Origin of the sequence: Shinella sp. H4-D48 (assembly GCF_022637395.1) — a bacterium.
In the GTDB taxonomy this organism is placed as follows: Bacteria; Pseudomonadota; Alphaproteobacteria; order Rhizobiales; family Rhizobiaceae; genus Shinella; species Shinella sedimenti.
This window is the reverse complement of sequence record NZ_CP093338.1, coordinates 555341-576219: the sequence shown is the minus strand read 5'-3', so window position 1 is coordinate 576219 and position 20879 is coordinate 555341. Positions and strand designations below refer to the sequence as shown.

19 protein-coding genes and 1 pseudogene are annotated in these 20879 nt (G+C 59.3%); 15 read left to right on the top strand and 5 right to left on the bottom strand.

The annotated features are described in order from the left end of the window. Window position 1 precedes the first annotated feature (1 nt). From MNR02_RS19705 to MNR02_RS19665, 9 genes are all read left to right on the top strand, one after another. Window positions 2-1264 (top strand): NHLP bacteriocin system secretion protein, encoded by a 1263-nt coding sequence (locus MNR02_RS19705; RefSeq protein WP_241949016.1) that lies wholly within the window; start codon window positions 2-4, stop codon window positions 1262-1264. After that, window positions 1261-3429 (top strand): NHLP family bacteriocin export ABC transporter peptidase/permease/ATPase subunit, encoded by a 2169-nt coding sequence (locus MNR02_RS19700; RefSeq protein ID WP_241949015.1) that lies wholly within the window; start codon window positions 1261-1263, stop codon window positions 3427-3429. Before MNR02_RS19705 ends, MNR02_RS19700 begins: the two co-directional genes overlap by 4 nt. Further along, window positions 3429-6287, top strand: a complete 2859-nt coding sequence (locus MNR02_RS19695; protein WP_241949014.1) for an NHLP bacteriocin export ABC transporter permease/ATPase subunit — start codon at window positions 3429-3431, stop codon at window positions 6285-6287. Before MNR02_RS19700 ends, MNR02_RS19695 begins: the two co-directional genes overlap by 1 nt. Further along, on the top strand, window positions 6287-6832 hold the full coding sequence (locus MNR02_RS19690; RefSeq protein WP_241949013.1) for a cyclic nucleotide-binding domain-containing protein: 546 nt from the start codon (window positions 6287-6289) through the stop codon (window positions 6830-6832). The genes MNR02_RS19695 and MNR02_RS19690 overlap by 1 nt, the downstream gene beginning before the upstream one ends. Next, window positions 6829-7167: a DUF3307 domain-containing protein gene (locus MNR02_RS19685; RefSeq protein ID WP_241949012.1), complete on the top strand. Its 339-nt coding sequence runs from the start codon at window positions 6829-6831 to the stop codon at window positions 7165-7167. Before MNR02_RS19690 ends, MNR02_RS19685 begins: the two co-directional genes overlap by 4 nt. Before the next feature lie 103 nt (window positions 7168-7270). Next, entirely contained in the window at window positions 7271-8305 is a 1035-nt protein-coding gene (locus MNR02_RS19680) for a helix-turn-helix domain-containing protein (protein ID WP_241949011.1), read from the top strand. Window positions 8306-8508: 203 nt separating this feature from the next. Continuing rightward, window positions 8509-9462, top strand: a complete 954-nt coding sequence (locus MNR02_RS19675; RefSeq protein WP_241949010.1) for a GNAT family N-acetyltransferase — start codon at window positions 8509-8511, stop codon at window positions 9460-9462. Further along, window positions 9443-9721: a Nif11-like leader peptide family natural product precursor gene (locus MNR02_RS19670; protein ID WP_241949009.1), complete on the top strand. Its 279-nt coding sequence runs from the start codon at window positions 9443-9445 to the stop codon at window positions 9719-9721. Before MNR02_RS19675 ends, MNR02_RS19670 begins: the two co-directional genes overlap by 20 nt. Window positions 9722-9793: 72 nt before the next feature. Next, the gene (locus MNR02_RS19665) at window positions 9794-11254 is read left to right on the top strand and encodes a radical SAM protein (RefSeq protein ID WP_241949008.1); all 1461 of its coding nucleotides are present in this window, start codon (window positions 9794-9796) and stop codon (window positions 11252-11254) included. A 51-nt stretch (window positions 11255-11305) separates the two neighbouring features. On the opposite strand, the gene MNR02_RS19660 is transcribed toward MNR02_RS19665, so the two are convergent. Both MNR02_RS19660 and MNR02_RS19655 read right to left on the bottom strand, forming a co-directional pair. Then, window positions 11306-11626 (bottom strand): NHLP leader peptide family natural product precursor, encoded by a 321-nt coding sequence (locus MNR02_RS19660; RefSeq protein WP_241949007.1) that lies wholly within the window; start codon window positions 11624-11626, stop codon window positions 11306-11308. A 180-nt stretch (window positions 11627-11806) separates the two neighbouring features. Next, window positions 11807-12718, bottom strand: a complete 912-nt coding sequence (locus MNR02_RS19655) for a GNAT family N-acetyltransferase (protein ID WP_241949006.1) — start codon at window positions 12716-12718, stop codon at window positions 11807-11809. 740 nt (window positions 12719-13458) lie between these two features. Between MNR02_RS19655 and MNR02_RS19650 the strand changes: the two genes are divergently transcribed. The 3 genes from MNR02_RS19650 (at window position 13459) to MNR02_RS19640 (ending at window position 15468) form a co-directional block, all read left to right on the top strand. After that, window positions 13459-14001 carry a sigma-70 family RNA polymerase sigma factor gene (locus tag MNR02_RS19650; protein WP_241949558.1) on the top strand — a complete coding sequence of 181 codons (543 nt, stop codon included), beginning with the start codon at window positions 13459-13461 and terminating at the stop codon, window positions 13999-14001. Beyond that, a complete protein-coding gene (locus MNR02_RS19645; RefSeq protein ID WP_241949005.1) occupies window positions 13998-14702 on the top strand; it encodes an anti-sigma factor domain-containing protein in 705 nt (234 codons plus the stop codon). Before MNR02_RS19650 ends, MNR02_RS19645 begins: the two co-directional genes overlap by 4 nt. A 208-nt stretch (window positions 14703-14910) precedes the next feature. After that, window positions 14911-15468, top strand: coding sequence for a fasciclin domain-containing protein (locus MNR02_RS19640; RefSeq protein WP_241949557.1), 558 nt, complete (start codon window positions 14911-14913; stop codon window positions 15466-15468). A gap of 109 nt (window positions 15469-15577) precedes the next feature. Here the strand turns inward: MNR02_RS19640 and MNR02_RS19635 are convergent, their stop codons facing one another. After that, the gene (locus MNR02_RS19635) at window positions 15578-16366 is read right to left on the bottom strand and encodes a DUF4394 domain-containing protein (protein ID WP_241949004.1); all 789 of its coding nucleotides are present in this window, start codon (window positions 16364-16366) and stop codon (window positions 15578-15580) included. A 272-nt stretch (window positions 16367-16638) separates the two neighbouring features. On the opposite strand from MNR02_RS19635, the gene MNR02_RS19630 reads away from it, so the two are divergent. Further along, window positions 16639-17190 carry a sigma-70 family RNA polymerase sigma factor gene (locus MNR02_RS19630; protein WP_241949556.1) on the top strand — a complete coding sequence of 184 codons (552 nt, stop codon included), beginning with the start codon at window positions 16639-16641 and terminating at the stop codon, window positions 17188-17190. Then, window positions 17187-17900 carry an anti-sigma factor domain-containing protein gene (locus tag MNR02_RS19625; RefSeq protein WP_241949003.1) on the top strand — a complete coding sequence of 238 codons (714 nt, stop codon included), beginning with the start codon at window positions 17187-17189 and terminating at the stop codon, window positions 17898-17900. The genes MNR02_RS19630 and MNR02_RS19625 overlap by 4 nt, the downstream gene beginning before the upstream one ends. 60 nt (window positions 17901-17960) lie before the next feature. Here MNR02_RS19625 and MNR02_RS19620 read toward each other — a convergent pair. Continuing rightward, window positions 17961-18537 (bottom strand): annotated as a pseudogene (locus MNR02_RS19620) (DDE-type integrase/transposase/recombinase); the annotation flags it as partial. Window positions 18538-18616: 79 nt separating this feature from the next. Further along, a complete protein-coding gene (locus MNR02_RS19615) occupies window positions 18617-19534 on the bottom strand; it encodes a LysR family transcriptional regulator (RefSeq protein WP_241949002.1) in 918 nt (305 codons plus the stop codon). A gap of 140 nt (window positions 19535-19674) precedes the next feature. Here MNR02_RS19615 and MNR02_RS19610 point away from each other — a divergent pair, with 140 nt between their 5' ends. Continuing rightward, on the top strand, window positions 19675-20784 hold the full coding sequence (locus tag MNR02_RS19610) for an NADH:flavin oxidoreductase/NADH oxidase (RefSeq protein WP_241949555.1): 1110 nt from the start codon (window positions 19675-19677) through the stop codon (window positions 20782-20784). The last annotated feature ends 95 nt before the right edge of the window (window positions 20785-20879 follow it).

The following is a 20879-nucleotide window of genomic DNA, read 5'->3' as shown; positions in this document are numbered from 1 at the left end:
GATGAGCGAAAAGAAATCCAGCCTCTATCGTAAGGAAGCGCTCGACCGCCTGTCCTCGCCCGAGCAGCTCGATGAGGCGATCGTGATAACAGGCTCCGGTTACTGGGCGGCGCTTGCTGGTCTCCTTATCCTCATCGCCACAGCAATTATCTGGGCGTTCACGGCCCGCATTCCAACACGCATCGAAGGGCAGGGCATCCTGTTTTCTGGCGGCGGTCAGATGGTGGACGCCATTTCCATGGCATCGGGCACGCTGTCTTCGGCTGGCTCACCCGTTGGAACGAAGGTTCGCAAGGGTGATGTCCTCGCCAAGATTGATCAGCCCGATGCGGCGGCGCGACTGGAAATTGCTCGGACCCAGGCGCAAGCGGCATATGGTGCGCTCGAGGCATTGCGCCGCGAGCAGGCCGCTGTGGCCGAGGCGAGGCAGGCGAATGCAGAGGCGCGCAAGGCTTCGCTGGACGCGCAGATGCGCGCTGCCGAGCAGCGTCGCGCGGCTTATGAAAAGCTGGTCGGCAACCAGGAAAAGCTGGCCGCTGGCGGGGCGATGACAGCACTTGCCGTGCAGCAAACTCGTGAACAGTTCGCGAGCGCTACACTCGACATCGCGACGGCGCGCACGGGTCTTCTGGCGATCTCCGCCGAGGAGTTTGCCGCTCAGTCGGAAGACCAGCGCCGCTTGTTCGAGCAAAACCAGAAGGTGCTGCTGGCCGAAGCAGAGGTCAAGCAGCTCGATCTACAGCTTTCACTCTTTGGCAAGGTTACAAGTCCGGCTGATGGGACGCTGGTCGAATGGAAGGCGCCATTCGGGGCCTATGCGCCGGCCGGCTCGCGCATCGCCAGCATAGCCTCAGGCGAGGGTAGCCTGCAGTTCGTTCTGTATGTGCCGCCGGCCGAGGGCAAGCGTATCGCGGCGGGCATGCTCGTCAATGTCGAACTCGGTGGCCTCGAGAAGGAACAATGGGGAACCCTGGTCGGGCGTGTGCTTTCCGTCTCCGAATTCCCGGCCACACGCGAAGGTATGCAGGCCACCTTGCAGAACGACGTTTTGGTGGCACGCTTCTCCAAGGAAGGTGCCCCATTTTCGGTGGTCGTGGACCTCGAGCGTGACGCGGCGACAGTGAGCGGTTACCGCTGGTCAGGCGGCACCGGCGCGGCGGCTGCGCTAAGCGCAGGCACAACAGGGAAAGCACGGATTACCATCGACAGACGCACGCCTGCCTCTTTCTTGTTGCCGCTCTTGCACAAGGCGTTCGGCGCATGAGCGGCCTCGCTCGCTCCCATGGCGTTCTGTCCAGGCGCAAGCGTCCGCGCGCGACGCCGCAGATCCTGCAGATCGAAGCGGTGGAATGCGGCGCGGCAAGTCTTGCTATCGTGCTTGCTCATTACGGCCGCTGGGTGACGCTGGAGGACATGCGTATTGCCTGCGGCGTCTCGCGCGACGGGACGAAGGCGAGCAATCTTCTCAAGGCTGCGCGTCATTTCGGGCTTGTCGCCAAGGGTTTTCGCAAGGAAGCGGATGGGCTTGGGGATATTCCATGGCCGGCGATCCTGCACTGGAACTTCAACCATTTCATCGTCCTCGAGGGCATTCGGGGCGATCGCGTTTTCGTCAACGACCCCGCCACGGGTCGCCGTACGATTACAGTTCGTGAGCTCGCCGAGGCCTTCACGGGGGTTGTCCTCGCCTTTGAGCCGGCTGAGACGTTCGAAAGCGCTGGCGCACCGCCGCTCGCGCTGCCGATGATGCTGGAACGCCTGAGGGGCTCCAGGAAGGGGGTTTTCTTCGTTCTCCTCACATCGATGGCGCTGGTGATCCCCGGCATCGCCGTCCCGGTCTTCACACGTGTCTTCATCGATAATATCCTCATCGACCGACAGCACGACTGGCTACTGGCCTTCACGGTCGCGATGCTGGCCGTACTTGTCTTGCGCGGCTTTGCGACAGCGCTGCAACAGGCAGGGCTCCGGCGACTGGAACTGAAGCAGGTAAGTGTGCCGGCGAGCAAGCTGCTCTGGCATATGTTGCGCCTGCCCGCAGAGTTCTACGCGCAACGCCACCCCGGCGAGATGGCCAGTCGCCTCAATGCCAACGAGCGCATTGCGGACCTCCTGTCCGGACGGCTTGCCTCGACGGTGTTCAACCTGACGAGCCTTCTCGCCTACGCCGTCGTCCTTTGGCTGATCAGCCCGCTGCTGGCCGTCTTTATCCTGGCGACCCAACTTCTCTACGTCCTCGTCGTTTATCAGGGTGGAAAGGTGCAACGCAGGCAAAGCCTCAAGCTATCCTCCGGCCTTGGCAATCTTCTTGCCGCTACGTTCGGCCCAATCCGCGCCATCGAGACGCTTAAAGCCTCAAACATGGAGGCACATGCCTACCTGCAGTGGGCCGGGCACCACAGCGGTGTTTTGCGCACGCGCGCTGACTTGGCGCTTACCCAGACGTTGGTCAATGCCATTCCCGCTTCCATCCAGTCGCTAACGGCCGTTCTCGTTCTTGTCGTCGGCGCGGTGAGCGTCATGCGGGGTGATCTGTCCATCGGCGCGCTTGTCGCCTTTCAGGGGCTCGCTCAGAGCTTCAACGCACCCGTACTCGACCTCATTGGTCTTGCCGGCCAGATCCAGACGATTCGTGCCGATCTGGTGAAGATCGCCGATATCTCGCGCGCGCAGACTGTAGCCGTCGGTGATACGGCCACGGAACCGGCCTCCAGCCGCATCGAACTTGACCGCGTTAGCTTCGGTTATTCACCGCTTGATCCTCCATTGATCGCAGATTTCTCGTTGACCCTGAAACCCGGCGCGCGTATCGCGCTCGTCGGCGGCTCCGGCAGCGGCAAGACGACTATCGGGCGCATGATCGCCGGTCTTCAATCGCCCTGGTCAGGTCAAATCCGCATCGGCGGCGTTGATGCGGGGATGCTCACTCAAGCGACCCGGTCCCGTATCATCGGGTACGTCGATCAGGAGATCTTCCTTTTCGAAGGCTCCGTGCGTGACAATCTCACACTCTGGGACGCCTCGCTTCCTGAGGCGGCTCTGGTCGCAGCGCTTTCGGACGCAGCCATACTCGATGATGTCCTCATGCGCACCGGCCAGCTCGATGCACCTGTGGCCGAGGGGGGATTGAATTTCTCCGGCGGCCAGCGCCAGAGGCTTGAACTGGCGCGCGTGCTTGCTGCGAGCCCCTCACTGATCGTTCTCGACGAGGCCACCGCGGCGCTCGATCCCGTCACAGAAAAGCAGATCGATGACAACTTGCGCCGCCGGGGCTGCGGTTGCCTGATTATCGCGCACCGGCTGAGCACCATCCGCGATTGTGAGGAGATTATCGTGCTCGATCGGGGACGCATCGTCGAGCGCGGCGATCATGACACACTGATGGCGCTTGACGGCGAATATGCCGCCCTCGTGCGGGGGACCATTTGATGTCACAGGCGTTCGCCCGGGATGTGCTGATAGAGGGTGGCGGCAATCGCCCATTGGCATTGGATACGGGATTTGCCGGCTATCAGTTGGTCGAAGGTTATGCCGATATCTTTGTGGTCGACCGGCAAGGAGAGGCCCGCCGTCACCTATTTCGGTTGGATGCGGGCGTGGTGATCGTCTCCACGCCACCTGTTGCTTCGGGAATGCTCGTTGCCGTGGGCGGACTTGGTTCGCGTTTTCGTTCCCTTGGTTTCGATGAGGCGAGTGTGCACGCCGGTGACTGGGTCCGGAATTTGAGTGCTGCTGTCACCCCCGCGCGGTCGTGGCCGGGCAGGATGATCGAAGGTGAAAGCCTTCATCTTGCAGAGGGTGAGACCTGCTCTTCAGCGGCGGGGCAGGTCTCTTACGTCGTGGCCGAGACAGATGGCCTGACGTGGGGCGGTTTTCATCTTCCACAGGGTGCATGTTTCCCACTCGCTGCACCATCCGCAGTGGTTGCGGCAGAGACGACTGTGCTTCGCCCCGTGCGCGAGCCGCGTTCTCAGGATATTGCCAGAGGGCTCGAACTGCTTGCGCATGCTGTGATCATATGGGCTACAAACGCTTTAGCAACTGAGCGGCGGATGGCCGGAGATCGCCAGGAGGGCCGGGACCAGGTATCCGTGCGGCGTTTCTCGGAGGCATTGAAGGCACTCGCAGACGCGCGCGCCAGCGGCAGGCAAGCTTCACAAAATCCGTGGCTCTTTGCCGTTGAAAACGTGATGGAGGCCTTCGGCGAGCAGTTGGAACGCATACCGGACGCTGGACGCGGGCGAGCGAAGGAGTTGAATGCCTTTGAACCGATTCTCGCCGAACTGAATCTTGCTGGCCGCCCCATTGTGCTGGGCGACGGCTGGTGGACGCGCGACGGGCTTCCTATGCTGGCGCAGACAGTGGCCGGCGACCCATTAGCGCTCCTGCCAACGCGAGGCAGTGGTTTTCGTGCTGTCGGCACGTCGGTCGACCGCAAGGTCGACGCGGCGTTCGCCATGACAGTTAAGGCCAGCGCTCTGCAGGTTTACCCGATGCTCGAGGACCGCAGCCTCGGTATTAGCGATTTGCTAACTTTTGCGGGGCGGGGGCTCGGCAGGGATATGTGGCGGATCGCTCTGACGGCGGTGCTTGCGGCTGCAGCCATGGCCGCCGTTCCGGTTGCCACTGGGGTCCTTTTTGACAGCGTCGTACCGATGAACGATCGGGCGGGATTGCTGCAGGTGGCGTTGTTGCTGACCGCAGCCGCGCTTGGCCAGTCGCTTTTCGAATTGACGCGTTCCATGAGTGTAGCCCGCATGGAAGCGGCGCTGGATGCGAAGTTGCAAGCGGCGATCATGTTGCGTCTCCTGCGTCTTCCCGTCCGGTTCTTCCAAGGATTTTCAGTGGGCGATCTCGGTCAGCGTGCTCTTGGGCTTCAGGAGGTACGGCAGATACTCACGGCCTCCACTCTCAGTGGCCTTTTTGGCTTCGTGGGTACGATTACTGGCCTTTTGACAATGCTGTTCATCAACTGGCGCCTAGCGCTATTCGCGCTCTTGCCCTTCGCAGTCATGGCGCTCGTATGCGGCTGGATTTCTCGTCGGCAGTTGCGCTACGAGCGGGAGCGCGCGCACCTGAACGGTAAGATCGAGGGGTTTCTTCTGCAGGTTCTGGTCGGCCTGCCAAAGTTACGGGCAGCGGCGGCGGAGATGCGCGCTTTCGCCGAATGGGTTTGGCGGTCGATGCCCGAGCGGCACGCCTTCGAGCGGGCGCGCTTCTACAGCGGTTGGCAGACTGTCGCACTTTCAGTGCTCCCGCCCATGTCGCTTCTTTTCCTGTTCGGTTGCCTGTTGCTCGTCTTCCGATACGAGACGGCGCAGGCTGCGATCGCGGCGTTGGTGGATGGGACTGGTGGTCCGGATGGGGCAGGAACGCTGTCGGCCGGCATGTTTGTCGCCTTCGCTGCTGCATTCGGACAGGCTTCAGGTGCCTTCGTGGCTGCGGTAACCGCAATTTCGGAACTGCTTGCCATCGGCCCCTTGGTTTCGCGCACGGTGCCGCTGCTCAAAGCGCAGCCCGAAGCCACCAGCCTGCGGGAGGCGCCGGGTCGGCTCTCCGGCGAGATCGCCTTCAGTCGCGTGCACTTCCGTTACCACAAGGGCGCGCCACTCGTGTTGCGCGACGTGAATTTTACCATCCGACCGGGCGAATATGTTGCCATCGTCGGAGAATCCGGGAGCGGTAAATCCACCATCATGCGGTTGCTGCTGGGCTTTGACATGCCGGAGGACGGGGCTGTCTTCTTCGACGGAAGACCCGCTGACCGGCTCGACCCCGCGGCGTTGCGGGCAGAGATCGGCGTCGTGTTGCAAAACGGACGCATCAGCCCTGGCTCTGTCTATCACAATATCGCCGGCGCGTCCGGTCACGGGCTGGAAGCAGCGTGGGCAGCCGCGCGGCTCGTGGCACTCGCTGCCGACATCGAGGCTATGCCCATGGGAATGCACACCGTGCTCAACGATGGCGGTAACGCCCTCTCGGGCGGCCAGCGCCAGCGAATCCTTCTGGCGCGCGCGCTGGTCAGCGAACCGAATATCCTGTTGCTCGATGAGGCGACGAGCGCGCTCGACAACCGTACCCAGCGCGTCGTGACCGATACATTGGCGCGGCTTTCAGTAACCCGAATTGTCATTGCACACCGGCTCAGCACCATCATGAATGTCGACCGCATCTTTGTCATGGACAAGGGGCGACTGGTGGAAAGCGGTACCTATGATGACTTGATGGCGGCACGTGGGGTATTCCATGCACTTGCTTGCCGACAGCTGCTTGAGAAGGAAAACTGATGCGAAAGGTACTCTACATTCTTGGCCAGCTAGACGACGAGGACATCGAGTGGCTGGTGCGAAAGGGCCGCCGCTTCCAGCCGGAACCGGATACTGTGCTCATCTGTGAGGGGATCCCGGTCAGCGAGTTGTTCTTCGTGTTGGCGGGCGAGGTCGTCGTTCGCGTTTCCGGTGTTGGCGAGGTGGCGCGTCTGGGGCGTGGCGAAGTCGTTGGAGAAATGTCTCTGATCGACTCCGCGCCGCCTTCTGCGACGGTTGAAGCGGTGGCGGGCGCGCTCATCCTCGGCGTCGACAAGCGCGACATCCAAGTGCGACTCACCGAGAATCCAGGTTTTGGCGCGCGCTTCTACAAGGCTCTCGCCATCTTCCTGGCAGATCGTTTGCGCAACACAACGCAACGCATGAATGCGCGCACGGGCCTTTCGGCCGGCGTTGTGATGGAGGATGAACTTGACGAGGGCATTCTCGATACGCTGTCGCTTGCCGGCGCCCGCTTCGAGCATCTTTTGGCGCGGCTGTCAGGCGTGGCGGAGCGCGGTGCATGATCGAGGCTTACGCCACACTTCTCGCGCTTCTGATCTTTGGACATGCTCTTGGAGACTATCCGCTTCAGAACGACTTCATGGCGCGCGGCAAGAACTGGAACACGCCGGCCTCCGGCGTCCCTTGGTACCACCTTCTCGGTGCGCATGCGATCATCCACGGCGGGCTGGCGGGAGTTGCAACCGGATCGCTTCTCATCGGCCTGCTTGAAATGATGATGCATTTCATCATCGACAGCATGAAGAATCATGGCATTACGTCCATCCACACCGATCAGGCGTTGCACATCGCCTGTAAGATCGTCTGGGCGTGGCTGGTGGTGTCAGCAATTGTGTGAGGCTTGCAAAGCGGCTTTCCCGCGAAATCCTGCCCTTGCAAGATACGAAAAATTGAGCATGACAGGGTATACATCGGTGGCGCGTTGAACGGGGAGGCGCGGCTTGACCACGGAGACTATCGAACATCAACGTATCCTGTCCTCGCAGCTGAGCCGTGAGGAGAATTACGAGTACTGGCGTACAGGCGTCGCGAGCCTGTTTGATGCGGTTCCGCCGACAGGCAACCTGGAAGGCTTCCGGGCTGACCTGACGAGTTACAATATCGGCCATTTTCTCATAGGCATGTCCTCCGCGACTGCCCAAGGTTTTGTGCGCTCGCGCGAACGGGTCGCCGCCACGGGCGTCGATCATTTGCTTATCCAGCTGTATTTGAAGGGAGAGTGTGCCTACAACGCGGATGGCGGGGTGGCCACTGGCGTTAAGGGCGATATCGTTTGCTTCGATCTCAGCCGTCCGATGAAAAGCCAAGCGACGGATATGGATATTATAAGCCTCATTCTGCCACGCTCGATGATCCGCCTGACCCCTCGCGTGATCGATGATCTGCACGGCGCCCGCGTCAATGGCTCCTCCACCCTCGGCGTGCTGCTCGGCGAGCATATGCGCACGATGGCGAAGGTGGCGCCGCAACTCGCCGGTCCCGATGGTAAGCTGGCAGCAGAGGTTGCTTCAGCCATCGTGTCCAGCGGATTTTCAGCCGCAGTGGCGGCTGAGCGTGCGACGCTAATGGATATCAACGTTCAGACGATCCAGATCTTTATCGAGCGCAACGTTACCAATCCAGCGCTATCCGCTGATATGCTCATGCGCCAGTTCGCCCTGTCGCGCTCGGCGCTATACCGTCTCTTCGAGCCAATCGGCGGCATTGCCGAGTACATCCGCGAGCGCCGGCTGAAGCTCGCCTATCTCAAGCTCACATCCGTCGGTTTATCGCGCGGCTCCGTCGCCAAGCTTGCATATGCGACAGGTTTTGCCAGCGAGAACGCTTTCTCCCGTGCCTTCCATCAACGCTTCGGCCTACGGCCAAGTGAGGCGATCCGCAATGCGGAGGCGGGCATCCGTCTCAAGAGCGATATTGGCGCAGGCGACGACAACTGGATGCAGGCCTGGCTCGACAGGTTGCGCGCCACGGCGTAGCCCACACGCTTCAGGTCATGTTGCATCCCAATCTTCGAGCATATCGTCCCATTCGCAAGCCTCTCCCTTTCTTTTGGTAAAGACTGAAGACAAACACGCTTCAGGCCAATTGCGGCAATCGCCTATCGGGCGCTGGAATTGAAACTGGAGCGTAAAGGGCTTGCATGTGGCAGTTGTGCGGAGCTGAAGGGATGAGCGGGATCATGAGAATGCATGTCTGCCGCACCGTTCTGCTGACCGGCGATGCACGCCTGTTCTCCGGCTTGACCTTTAACCGCTACCATCGCCTGCTCATTTCGCTGGAGCCGTCCGTCATCGCCGTAGGCGCCATCGCCGGCGGCCGGCCGGTCGGGCTTGCGCTCGGCATCTGTAATGGCACCCAAGAGGCGGAACTTTTGTCGATCGCTGTTGCGCCGGCCGAGCGTCGGCGCGGCATCGCCCTTGCGCTTGTTCAGGCATGGAGCGAGGAAGCCGCCCGCCGTGGCGCGTTCAGCATGATCGCCCGTTACAGCGAAACGAATGCCGGCCGCGCCGCCTTCGAGCCCCTCGCGGCGCGAGCCGGCTGGAGCGCACCCGCGGAAGACGGCCTCTTGGTCACGGGGCGGGCAGGGGCAATGGCTGAGGCGGTTGGCGCATGGCGTGCCATCTCTGGCCGCCTCGCGCAGCCGCACCTCTACGACTACGCCACGATGAACTTGTCTGATGCGGACCGGACTGCGGTGTCCACCTGTCTCTTGCGGCCGGAGGCTAACGGAATGCTTGGCCCTCTCGCTCTGACGGACCGCATGGCGCCAGCCTTCAGTACACTTATCCGCCGAGAGGGCACAGTCGTGGGTTGGGTTGTCGCATCCCAACCGGCGGAGCGTTCCATTCACTATGACGAGGCCTTTCTCGACCCTGTCTATTGGCACAGCGGTATAACCATCGGGGCCTATCACCACTGCTACACGCGGCAGGCCATGCTGTTGGGGCGCGACTCCGTGGCGACATACTACACGGATCCTACCCGCCCGCGCATGGTCGCTCTAACGCGCCGGCGCTTCGCGCAGGTCGCCGACCGCGTCGAAACAATTCTGGCGGTGCGGACTGCGCCCGCCCAGTCATCCTCCACGTCGTTCAACAGGAAAGGAAGCACCCATGAGCATTGCAGCGCTTGAACAATTTTACGACAAGGTCCGTTCGGACGCCAACCTCGAAAGCGAGGCTGCCACAGCGCTCGCAGAAGGGGCATCCGCTGTTGTGGAACTCGCAGCGCGGGAAGGATTCGATTTCTCGGAAGACGAATTGATAATCGCGCTTGCACAACACACGGCGTCGTCCGGCGAGCTGTCCGATGCGGACCTCGACCTGGTCGCCGGTGGGATCGTATCACCACCGCGAATGAAGGATTCGGTGAAAGGCGCGCGGTTCAGTTGACACGCGCTTCCGATGCCTAGCCTCTATCTCATCAACCCGGCCGAAAGCGTTCCCGGCTACTTTGGACTTGAGGTGCTTGAGGCGTGGGCCGGCATACGGGCAGTGGGGATGGCTGACCTTGCCATGCCCACTGTCGCCGCCTTTGCGCCGGCAGACTGGGCCGTCCGCCTCTGTGACGAACGTGTTGAACCTGTCGATTTCGATGCATCCGCCGAATTCATCGGTCTGACCGGCAAGATCACCCAGCGAGAGCGTCTCCGTGAGCTTGCCACCGAGTTTCAAAGGCGTGGCCGCAAGATCATCATCGGCGGCTCCTATGCTTCGCTCTCACCCGAAGAGGTCCGGACCTATGCGGATATCCTCGTCATCGGTGAGATAGAAGAGATAGCGGCAGAGCTCTTCGCCGACCTTTCTTCCGGTCGCTACAAGCCTGAATATCGAGGAACGAAACCCGATATCGGGGCCGGCCCCCTGCCGCGCTGGGATCTCTATCCGCCCGGCCACGCAATGACGGCGCAGGTTCAGACTTCTCGCGGCTGTCCCTTCGAATGCGAGTTCTGCGACGTTATACAGTATCTGGGACGCAAGCAGCGCTGGAAGGAGCCGGAGCGCGTCATCGAAGAGCTTAATTTGTTGCATGGCTATGGCTACAGGTCCGTGTTTTTCGCCGATGACAACCTCACCGTGATGCGCCGGCGCACGCGATCGCTTTTGGAGGCGCTTGCGTGCTGGAACGATAGGCCCGCAGGCGACCGCATGGCCTTTTCAACCCAGGTCTCGATCGACATTGCGCGCGATGCAGATATCCTCAACCTCCTGCGCGAGAGCGGCTTCGCAATGACCTTCATCGGTATCGAGACGCCGAACGAGGAGAGCCTTTCCCTGGCGGGTAAACGGCAAAACCTGAATGCGGACATGATCGGCCGTATCAGGACCATCGCCGAGCACGGGATCCTCGCCTTTGGCGGCATTGTCGTCGGTTTCGACCAAGACGGCCCGGATATCTTCGAGCGACAGGCCGCCTTCATTCAGGCCATGCCGCTGCCACTTGTCAGTCCCGGTTTGCTTGTGGCGCCGGATGCCACGCCACTTCATGCCCGACTGGCGGCCGCCGGTCGGCTGATCGATGGCAGACAATCTGCAGCCTCGGTCGTCGGTACGAACATACGCCCGCTTTTGATGAGCGACGAGACTCTGCGTAACGGGATGATCTGGCTTCTGAACCGTGTTTTTTCCGCCGAGCTGTTTGCTGAGCGTGTCGCAGCTTTCGTAGACATTTGTGGAGAGCATAGACCGCAGGAGCGCATGCCATTCTTCTCAGGCATGAACGCGGCGCTGGCGCGTCGGCTGGCCCGAAGTGGCAGGCCAGAATATGCGCTCATTCGCATGCTCGACAAGGCAGCGCATGCCAGGCCAGATCTGCTGAGTATTCTGACAACAATCTTTGTTTACTACTGCCAAGCCCGGTTCATGCTTGAGCGCGAGGGCATATGGGATGAAACGACGAGGCGGCGCGATAGGCCTTTAATCTGACCGTTTAACATCCACGGCGGCCCGCCTTGATGCAGGCCGCCTCAGTTGGCGTTAACGACGCGGTTTTGGCGGAGCGTCGTTGGGGCCATACAGGACGAATGCACTAAATCCGATCCCTCCCGAAGCAAGATCGAGCAGCTCATCCGGTAGTTCGTCCTTCTCGATATTTGCAGGTAGGACGATATTTATTTCACCGGCCCGTTCCTCGATCACGTTGATCTTGAAGCCAGGAACAGGATCGGCGCCCACCATCTCTCTCAGAGCTGCGTGAGGATCGGATTTCAAGAGAGCGCGGAACGCTGTGTCAGATACTGCGCGTTCAGTTATCTGCGCCGTGATGTGGTTGCGAATAGCCGTCATCGTATTGGCCAATTTCGATAGTCCTTTCGGTTCTGGCGTTGGTAACTTGGCCCCTTTCGAACGAAAAGCGTTTGCCCCGTATTGGCCGCTTTTCTGAGGTTGCTGAATTGTTATGTAATACATTGACTTAGCGCCAGATGGTGCCGATACCATTCTGTCCCGCGATGTTGATGTTTCGTCCCACTCGTACGTTTACAGCTTTTTGTCGACGCTCAGGATACGGTCTGCCACTTGCGCATAAGGGGCGAACCGATCTTCGAGAACGCGCCACATCATTGGCAACCCCATTGTGCTTTCAAGAACCGCGATTGAGTCAGAACCGAACTGCTCGCCTAGGCGCCGCGCGCCCTCTGCATAGGCAACGAGCAGCCAACCCCGCCGCTGGTACTCCTTGGCGATCCAGCCCACCGGAAAACTCCATCGTCGCACGCCGGCATGGAAATGGCAGATAACCCAACCGACGATCGTATCGGCACCTGTGGTGAGAACCATTGAGAAATCTGGGTCGAAATTATCGGAGAAAAGTCCCGCACTGCTCCATCCAGGGGCACGCCCTTCCGCAATTGTCCGGAGAATATGTGACTTGGCGTCGTGGGGGAAGTTACGCCACGGGACGAGCATAAGCCCATCTCGCAAGGCGCGCTTAAGCAGTTTTTCCCTGTCGCGGAAAACCTCGAGCGTATTCCCCACTCGTCCCATAATACGGATTCGTTCTGGCACGGGCCCGTTCCAACCCGCACTGGCTACCGTGGCGCCGAATGCCGAGCTTTCAGGCAGGCGATCTGAAAACCGAGCAGAAATCTGAGCGATATGAGCAGCGCGCAAATGACCTTCGACCTCTCGCAGGATCGCCACTCCAATTCCCTGTCTGCGAAAAGCCCTGTCCACCGCCAGCGACAACAATTCTCCCTGCCCATAGTCCTTGCGGTGGAGCGCCAATGCGAGGCCGACCGGCGTGCCCCTACGATAGGCAACAACCCGAAGCGGGACAGCTGGCGCGTCTGCCCAAGCCTCTTTCGAGAATGCCCCGACGAACGTTGGGAAGGTCAGATGAGCAACGGACGCCATGGCGTCGGCTTGGACAGGAACGATGACAGGCAACATGTCTGCGGAAACTCCGCTGGTGGTTGAGCTTGCAGGGCGTACGACGTCTGGCGATTACCAGGCTTCGTCAAAAGCACGATACAGTTGCCAAGTGGCTCGCGTGTGCGTTCCATAAGTCTGTTTCATTCCCAAATGCCGCGAAATCGTCCCGCCGTGATGTATCGCAAGGTCCGCATGCGCGAATGAGAGAGAGTTGATAACGCCAGACCGCACAGAGCGGCTTTTTGATCAGCGACAGAGGCGAACCGTCCGGCAAAAGGCCAACCTCATCCGGGTCGAGCGCGCATTAAAAAATCGAAGCATGCGCGGTCTTGCTGAAACTAACGCGCGCCACCTCCCGTAATCCCAAACGTAGGTCTTTTGCTAACAATCGAGTGAGCGGCGAGGAATTTATGACATCTTATCTGTCGGCCTGCGCCGACCGTCAGTTGAAGATTGCAGTTTTTGGGAAAGGAGTTTCTGGGCTTTGGGCTAGGAAGAACCAGTCGATCTGTGGTGGAGCGGTTTCGAGGCTGCTGTTCCGCCGACGCGGTTTCATTATGTAAAGTGCAGACAATATCCGGTTTGGCTCATTTTTCTCCGAACTCTTGGTGGCATAAACAACCATGTCCTACGCAGATCGTCATCCGGCGGCCCATATATTTAAGGAATCGAGCCTTGTGCAGCTGTTCGTGTCAAAGCTGTGCTTGTTTTCTGCGAGGATCGCTCTCTATATGAAGCGGGTGGCAGGATCATTCTCAATGCAGAGCAACGATATCGAAGGCCTGATCAATCGTGTCGCGATAGGCGATCGGGCGGCGTTCCTCTCGCTCTATAAAATAACCAGCCCGAAGTTGATGGGCATATGCCTGCGCATTCTGAACAATCGTGGCGACGCTGAAGACGCGGTCCAGGAGGTCTACGTCAAGATCTGGCAGCGTGCGCAAACCTTCGCGGCCGGCCCCAGCAACCCCACTGCGTGGCTCGCCACCATAGCTCGCAATCACGCAATCGACCTTATTCGTGCCCGCAAACCGGTCTCAGAAGATCTCGAGGCCGCCTATGACCTTGCGGACGAGACAATGCCCAGTCCTGAAGCACAGGCTGGCATTAACGATGAGGGGCGCCGGATCGATAAGTGTATGGCCGAGCTCGATCCGATCCATGCTGGTGCGGTGCGCCGCGCCTATGTTGAGGGGCTAAGCTACCTTGAACTCTCAGAGCAGATGAAGGTGCCTTTGAACACGGTGCGCACTTGGTTGCGCCGCAGCCTCTTGAAGCTTAGGGAGTGCATGCAGCGATGAGCCAAGATGCCACCACCCCCAAAGACGATATTCTCGCGGGCGAATATGTTCTTGGGCTCCTCTCGCTCGACGCGCGGCGAGCCCTCGAACGTCGCATGGCGGAGGATCGTTCGTTCGCCGAGCTCGTCCGGCACTGGGAAATTGACCTGTCGACATTCAATGACGCCTATGACGAGGTCTCGCCGAGCGACGCCGTTCTCGGCCGAATTAAAGATCGACTTTTCGGCGAGCAGCAAGTCGCAAAAGTCCGGACTGGTCTTTGGAACTCGGTGCCTTTCTGGCGTTGGTTGTCATTTGGGACATCAGTTGTAGCCGCAAGCGCATTGATCTATGCGTCAGGAAGTGCCTTTTTGCGTGTTCATGATCGTGAATATGTTGCTGAACTATCGGCGCCGGCCAATGCCGTGAACATGCTGGCTACCTATGATTCGGGGAGCGGTCGGATGAGAATCATGCCCGTTGCAGCCGGCCCGCGTGAAGAAAAATCTTTGGAGCTCTGGCTCGTGCCTGGCGAGGGAGATCCGCTGTCGCTTGGGATACTCCCTGCAGATACTGGAGGCGATCTAGTCATCCCAGCTGATCTTCGCGACCGAATTGGTGAGGGAGCAACGCTTGCCGTCACGCTGGAACCATTTGGCGGATCACCGACGGGTCGTGCGACGGGTCCGATCGTTGCTAGCGGGACTGCTCGAAGCCTCTGACCGCGCTTTGCTGCTGGTTGTCGTGCAGAACCCTCTGGTCTTGACGGGACTGTCGATGCATCGAAAGCAGTGACGACTTTTCGACGCGCAGTGCCGATTTCTTGAAACTTCTGTTGTGGCCGCCTCGTACCAGTTCTGTCCCTTAGTCGGGAGCCGAACCTTGGGAGACGCGGTCCGCGTCTGGGTCATCGGCACAAAGGAGCAGATTATGCCCAAGTTTGTCACTCGTCTTGCTGCATGCGTAACCATTCTCGTCATTGCAACTGGCAGCGCGTACGCAAAGAACCCGAAGGTTGGCGGCGCCGCGATGTTCGAAGACAAGAACATCGTCGAGAATGCCATGAATTCGAAAGACCACACGACACTTGTCGCTGCCGTCAAGGCCGCTGGCCTGGTCGAAACGCTTCAAGGCAAGGGCCCGTTCACCGTCTTCGCACCGACCAACGAGGCGTTCGAAGCCTTGCCGAAGGGGACTGTCGATACGCTGCTGAAGCCTGAGAACAAGGAGAAACTCACGAAGGTGCTTACCTGCCACGTCGTCGCTGCCGATGCGATGGCGTCGACCATCGAGAAGATGATCAAAGATGACAACGGCACACACGACGTCAAAACGGTCGGCGGCTGCATTCTCAAGGCCAAGGAGGACATGGGCAAAATAACCCTGACGGATGAAAATGGAAATGTCGCCCATGTCACGATTGCTGACGTCAAGCAGTCAAACGGCGTCATTCACGTGATCGACAAGGTTCTGCTTCCTAAGATGTAGGCTCTTCACTCTTGGGTAAAATGAGATCGGCCGCCTCAATGGGCGGCCGATCGATTCATTCCTAAGGTTCAACCAAGCGGCTCTTGAAAAGAGGCACTGCACCGATTGATCACATGGCAGGCAGAACGGCGATGTCGCGTACCTCGTTATCGAGGCCATTGATAGCGCCGACTTCAGTTGCTGCACCCGTCTCCAGATCGACGGTATAGAGGATCTTGCTCGCTACCAGGTAGGCAGTGTTTTTTCCGCCTTCCTCACCCTGGATATCGAACGCGTAGGTCGCAGGCTTTTCTTTCAGGTCGAGCTTTCCTATTGCTTTTAGGGTGCCATCATTCGGCTTGGTCTGCTGGACAAGCGCGCCGATGGTGGCGTCGATATTGTACATCGCCGTCTTCTCCGGCTTTCCAATGGAGTTCGTGTAAGCGGCAGCGACGATGTTCGGGGTTTCGCCCTTGTGCATGTCCCCGTCTTCGAAAGCCAGCGTACCGTCAACGGTTACGGCGCCTGTATCGGGATGAACACGGTGATTTGTGGTGCCCGTCATGAAGCGCAGACGATCGGCCATGGGGTTGAAATCAACAACCACCGGTGCTTCGGTCAGGGGAAGCATCTTGTCCATCTTTGCAACTTCTGTTGCCGCGCCGGTCTCAAGATCGATGGATACGATTGCATGTTCCGGTGTCACGCCAATTACGGTCTTTGTGCCGGGGCGGAAATCGATGCCGACGAGCTTGTTGACGCCGTTGACCTCCATTGTCTTCGTGACAGCAGGTTGCGCTGTGTCGAACATGATCAATGTCTTTTCTCCCGTCAGTCCGAGGACCGGGGCGGCGTGCGCGACGGTTATGGATACGACCAGGACAGTCGAGGCGGCAAAAGCGGTGCGAGCGAGGGTCATGTTGTTCTCCAGTTGCGTTTCATGTGGGTGAGAGCTTGCGGCGTACGCCGTGTGCAGGCTCTCCATCAGGAGACACATGAGAAACCGCCTGCGGATGCAGCCACGAAGAATATTTTCGATGCTGCATCCCGATCGCCATCTTAGGTGTTGTCACAATAAGGTGAATTTCGCGCCGGCGGAGCGTCTGGACTGGACGAGAACATGCCGGCGTGGCAACAGCAGAGACGAACGCTCTGCCCAAGATAGACATCAGGAGAAGGCGCTTGGCCTCGGTGACGGATCAGTCGACAGACCTCGAAGCAGCGCTTGCCGATTGTGCAAACGGAGACCGAGACGGGCTGAAGCGGATATTCGACCAGGAAGCCGGACGTCTGGTGGCGGTCGCACAACGGATACTGCGAAGACGTGAGCTTGCGGAAGAAGTCGTGCAGGAAAGCTTTATCCGCATCTGGACCCATTCGCATCAATATTCGCCGGGGCGCGGCTCGGCGCGGGGCTGGATTTATTCGATTGTCCGAAACCGCGCACTCAATCTGTTACGTGACGGGCGTCGCGAGGACCTGGTCGGCGACGATCAGGTGGAAGCGTTGCAAGATTCCGATCAGCTGAACGAGATCATGGCGGCTTGGCATACGCTGGACCGGAACAGCCGTTTGCACGAGTGCCTCAACGGGCTTGAAGAGATACGCCGACGCGGCATCCTGATGGCCTATGTCGGGGGATACACCCATGGCGAGATTGCCGGAAGGCTGCGGCTGCCGCTCGGCACCGCCAAGTCCTGGATAAGGCGGGGCCTTTCCTCACTGCGGGAGTGTATGGCATGAAATTGGAGCCCAACGATATCCCCGCAGTCGCTGACGAATATGTGCTCGGCTTGCTCGAAGAAGCCGAACGGGCATATGTCGAGGCGGAGATCGAGCGCAATGTGGCTTTGAGGCGGGCCGTTGATGAGGCGCGCGAACGATTCCTGCCGCTCGATACGGGCCTCGCCCCAGTGGATGTATCGCCAAGCCTGTGGGATGCCGTTTCTTCTCGACTGCCCGACCGGCCGAAGCCTTCGCTTCCAGTTGCGGCTAATCCTGTCTCCGCAGCCAATAACAATCAGGGTTCCGGCTGGCGAGCGGCCGCCATTTCGGCAATGGCTGCCTCGGTCGTTCTGGCTATTGGCCTGACGTGGAGCATGACACGGTCGCTCGACCCACTCGTTATAGCGGTGCTCATGAACGAGGCGGGTGAGGTGCAGGCGGTGGTGGAGGATTACGGAAACGACACTGCGAATGTCAGGCTACTGACAGATTTCGCTGTGCCAGCCCATAAGACAATGCAGGTCTGGACGTTACCTTCGGCGGAGATGGGGCCAATGTCTCTCGGAGTACTTGACCAGGCACGTTCGGCGAAGTTGCAGGGGTGGTCACTTCCCACGCCCGAGGATGCACAGCTCTACGAGATAACCCTCGAAGATGAAGGTGGTTCGCCAATCCAACGTCCGACCGGCCCCATTCTCGCCAAGGGGTTCGCCAAGTTGGCAAGGTAAGACCTGTATCGCTCACAACGACGGTGAGGAGCGGAGAGGACATCTGCGCTTGGAGGGAGGCTGCTCTGCGAACTGGAGGCCGTTATCGGTGAGAATGGTATGGACCTGGTAGGGCACGGCCTCGAGCATATGCTGAAGGAATTCCCAAGCGCTCTTCCTGTCGGCCTTGTCGACGAACTCGGTCACGGCGAACTTGCTTGTGCGGTCGATACTGGCGAACAAATATAGTTTGCCTTAAGCGGTCTGAACCTCGGCGATGTCGATATGGAAGAACCCTATGGGGTTGCGCTTGAACTTCGACCGCTTAGGCTCGTCACCCTCCACATCAGGCAGACGCGATATGCCATGTCGCTGCAGGCACCGATGCAGCGCAGATCGCGTCAGGTGAGGGATGGATGGCTGCAGGAGCGTATAGCGTCTGAAAGCCACGATCGCAGCCTCCGAGAGAACCGTCGAGCGCGGTTCCGATGGACCGGTCTTCATATCCTCCACCGTTGCGCGCTTGCGCCACTTCGCAATGGTCTTGGGGTTGATGCCCAACTCCTAGCTTATTTGCGCGAGCGAAGCTTGCGATCGCTGTATTGCTGCTCGGACAGCGTGCGTGGCCGTGGGCGCTTCCGTGACGAACTTGTCTCATAGGGGATCTTCCATTCCAAGGAAAGGATCGCACCATCAAACCGTTGGATCAAACAATCCCCTCAAGAGCTTCAGGCACCTCAACCCACCCTTGTCCATCTTGTGTCCGGAATTACGAAGATCGACTTTACCCAGTCGACGAAGACGCGCACCTGCGGGGCGAGGTATTGTCGCGCGGGATACATCACGTAGACAGGACGCGGCCTGCCACTTAACTCTGGTAAAACCTCCACAAGCCTTCCGGCGACCAAGTCCTCGTGAAACATCAATCGAGGGGCCTGTGCCAAACCTATCCCGTTGAGGGCACAAGTGGTGTAGGCGTAGCCGTCGTTCACGAGGATAGCCTGCTTCATCCGGACTGCGACGTCCTCGCCATTTACGACGAAGTGCCAGTCAAGTACGCGACGCGACCGGCCGACGAAGTAGTTCACACCGCGATGCCCATCGAGGCCTTGAATGGATTTCGGCGTGCCGTATTTTTCAATGTAATCTGGAGAAGCTACCGTAACCACCGGAAGATGACAGATCACACTGCTGATGAGGCTGCTGTCCGTGGTTTCGCCGATGCGCAGGACGCAATCAATGCCATCGGCGATCAAGTCGACCGGTCGGTCGCTGACACCCAAGGCAAGCTCTATTTCGGGATACTTTTGAAAGAACTCGTGAAGACGTGGGATAATGACAGGTTTGGCAATCGAGTTGGGCATATCGATACGCAGCCGGCCACGAGGCAGTGCATTTCCTCCACCAAAAAAATTGCGGGCCTCGCCGACGGTTGAAAGCACTTCGGTAGCGCGATCGTAGAAAAGTGCGCCTTCGGTCGTCAAGGCGGAGCGCCGGGTCGTACGGTGGAGGAGGCGCGCTCCTACCTCCTGCTCGAGGTCCGCGATGCTGTTGGTGACGCTCGGTCGGCTCATCGCGAGAGCATCTGCCGCTCTCGTGAAACTGCCATGTTCAACGACGGTCACGAACACTCTAAGCTTTTGGACGAAATCCATAAGCACAACCTCAATTATCACTGTTATCCAATTCAGTAACAGTAATTTAGGGATTGATCCACTTTCACGCTCAAATCAGCGCCACTATTTCTCCTCTCACAAAACCCGTTCACAGGCCTATCAAGAAGAGCAAGTTCAAAATGTCAGCTTTATTTTCATCCTACAGATTGAAAGATGTCACCCTTCGTAACCGCATCGCTGTCGCTCCCATGTGCCAGTATCAGGCGCAGGACGGTTTCGTGAACGATTGGCATTTCACGCACTATCCCAGTCTTGCCCGCGGCGGTGCCGGTCTTGTCATCGTCGAGGCGACTGCCGTATCGCCCGAAGGGCGCATTACGCCGGGTTGCACGGGCCTTTGGAAGGACGAACAGACTGAAGGCATGGCCAAGATTGCGGCGTCGATCAAAGCTGCGGGTGCTGTTGCGGGTATCCAGATCGGACATGCAGGCCGCAAGGCAAGTGTGAACCTTCCCTGGGAAGGCGATGATCATATACCGGCAGACGATCCCCGCGGCTGGGAGACTATAGCGCCTTCGGCGATACCCTTCGGCGGCGCTCTTTCGAAAGTACCGAGAGAGATGTCGGTTTCAGATATTGCCCGTGTAAAAGCGGATTTTGTATCCGCTGCACGACGGGCGAAGGACGCCGGATTCGAATGGCTTGAACTCCACTTCGCGCATGGTTTCCTGGCCTCCAGCTTCTTCTCGGCCTATTCCAACCAGAGGACCGATGCCTATGGTGGTGATCAGGCTGGCAGGAACCGCTTTATGATCGAGACCTTGGCTGCCATTCGCGAAGTATGGCCGGAGAGCCTGCCCTTGACCGTTCGCTTCGGCATCGTCGAATTCGATGGCCGGGACGAAGAGGCGCTCGGGCAGTCCATCGCAGTGATAAAGCAGCTGAAGGCCGGTGGCCTCGATCTTATCAGCACGAGCATGGGTTTCTCTGCTCCCGTCGGTAATGTCCCGTGGGGTCCGGCGTTCCTGCTTCCGTTCGCTTCGCGTATCCGGTCGGAAACAGGTATTGCCGTGGCCTCCGCGTGGCTTCTCGACGCCCCCAGCGACGCCGAAAAGGCGATAGCGGATAACCAGCTCGACGTGGTCATGATGGCCCGCGCCATGCTGGCCAATCCGCACTATCCCTACCAGCTCGCAATGGCGCTTGGAAAGGAGAATCCCGCATGGACGCTACCGGCGCCTTATGCTCACTGGCTCGCGCGATATCGGTCGAACAACGGTTCGCTCTGAAAGCGCTCCATTCGCCCAGGCTGTCTTGAACAAACGGGCCGCTGTCATTCGTGGCGGCGTGCCCGAAACGTTGAGGCCTGCGGTGGCGCTCGTGT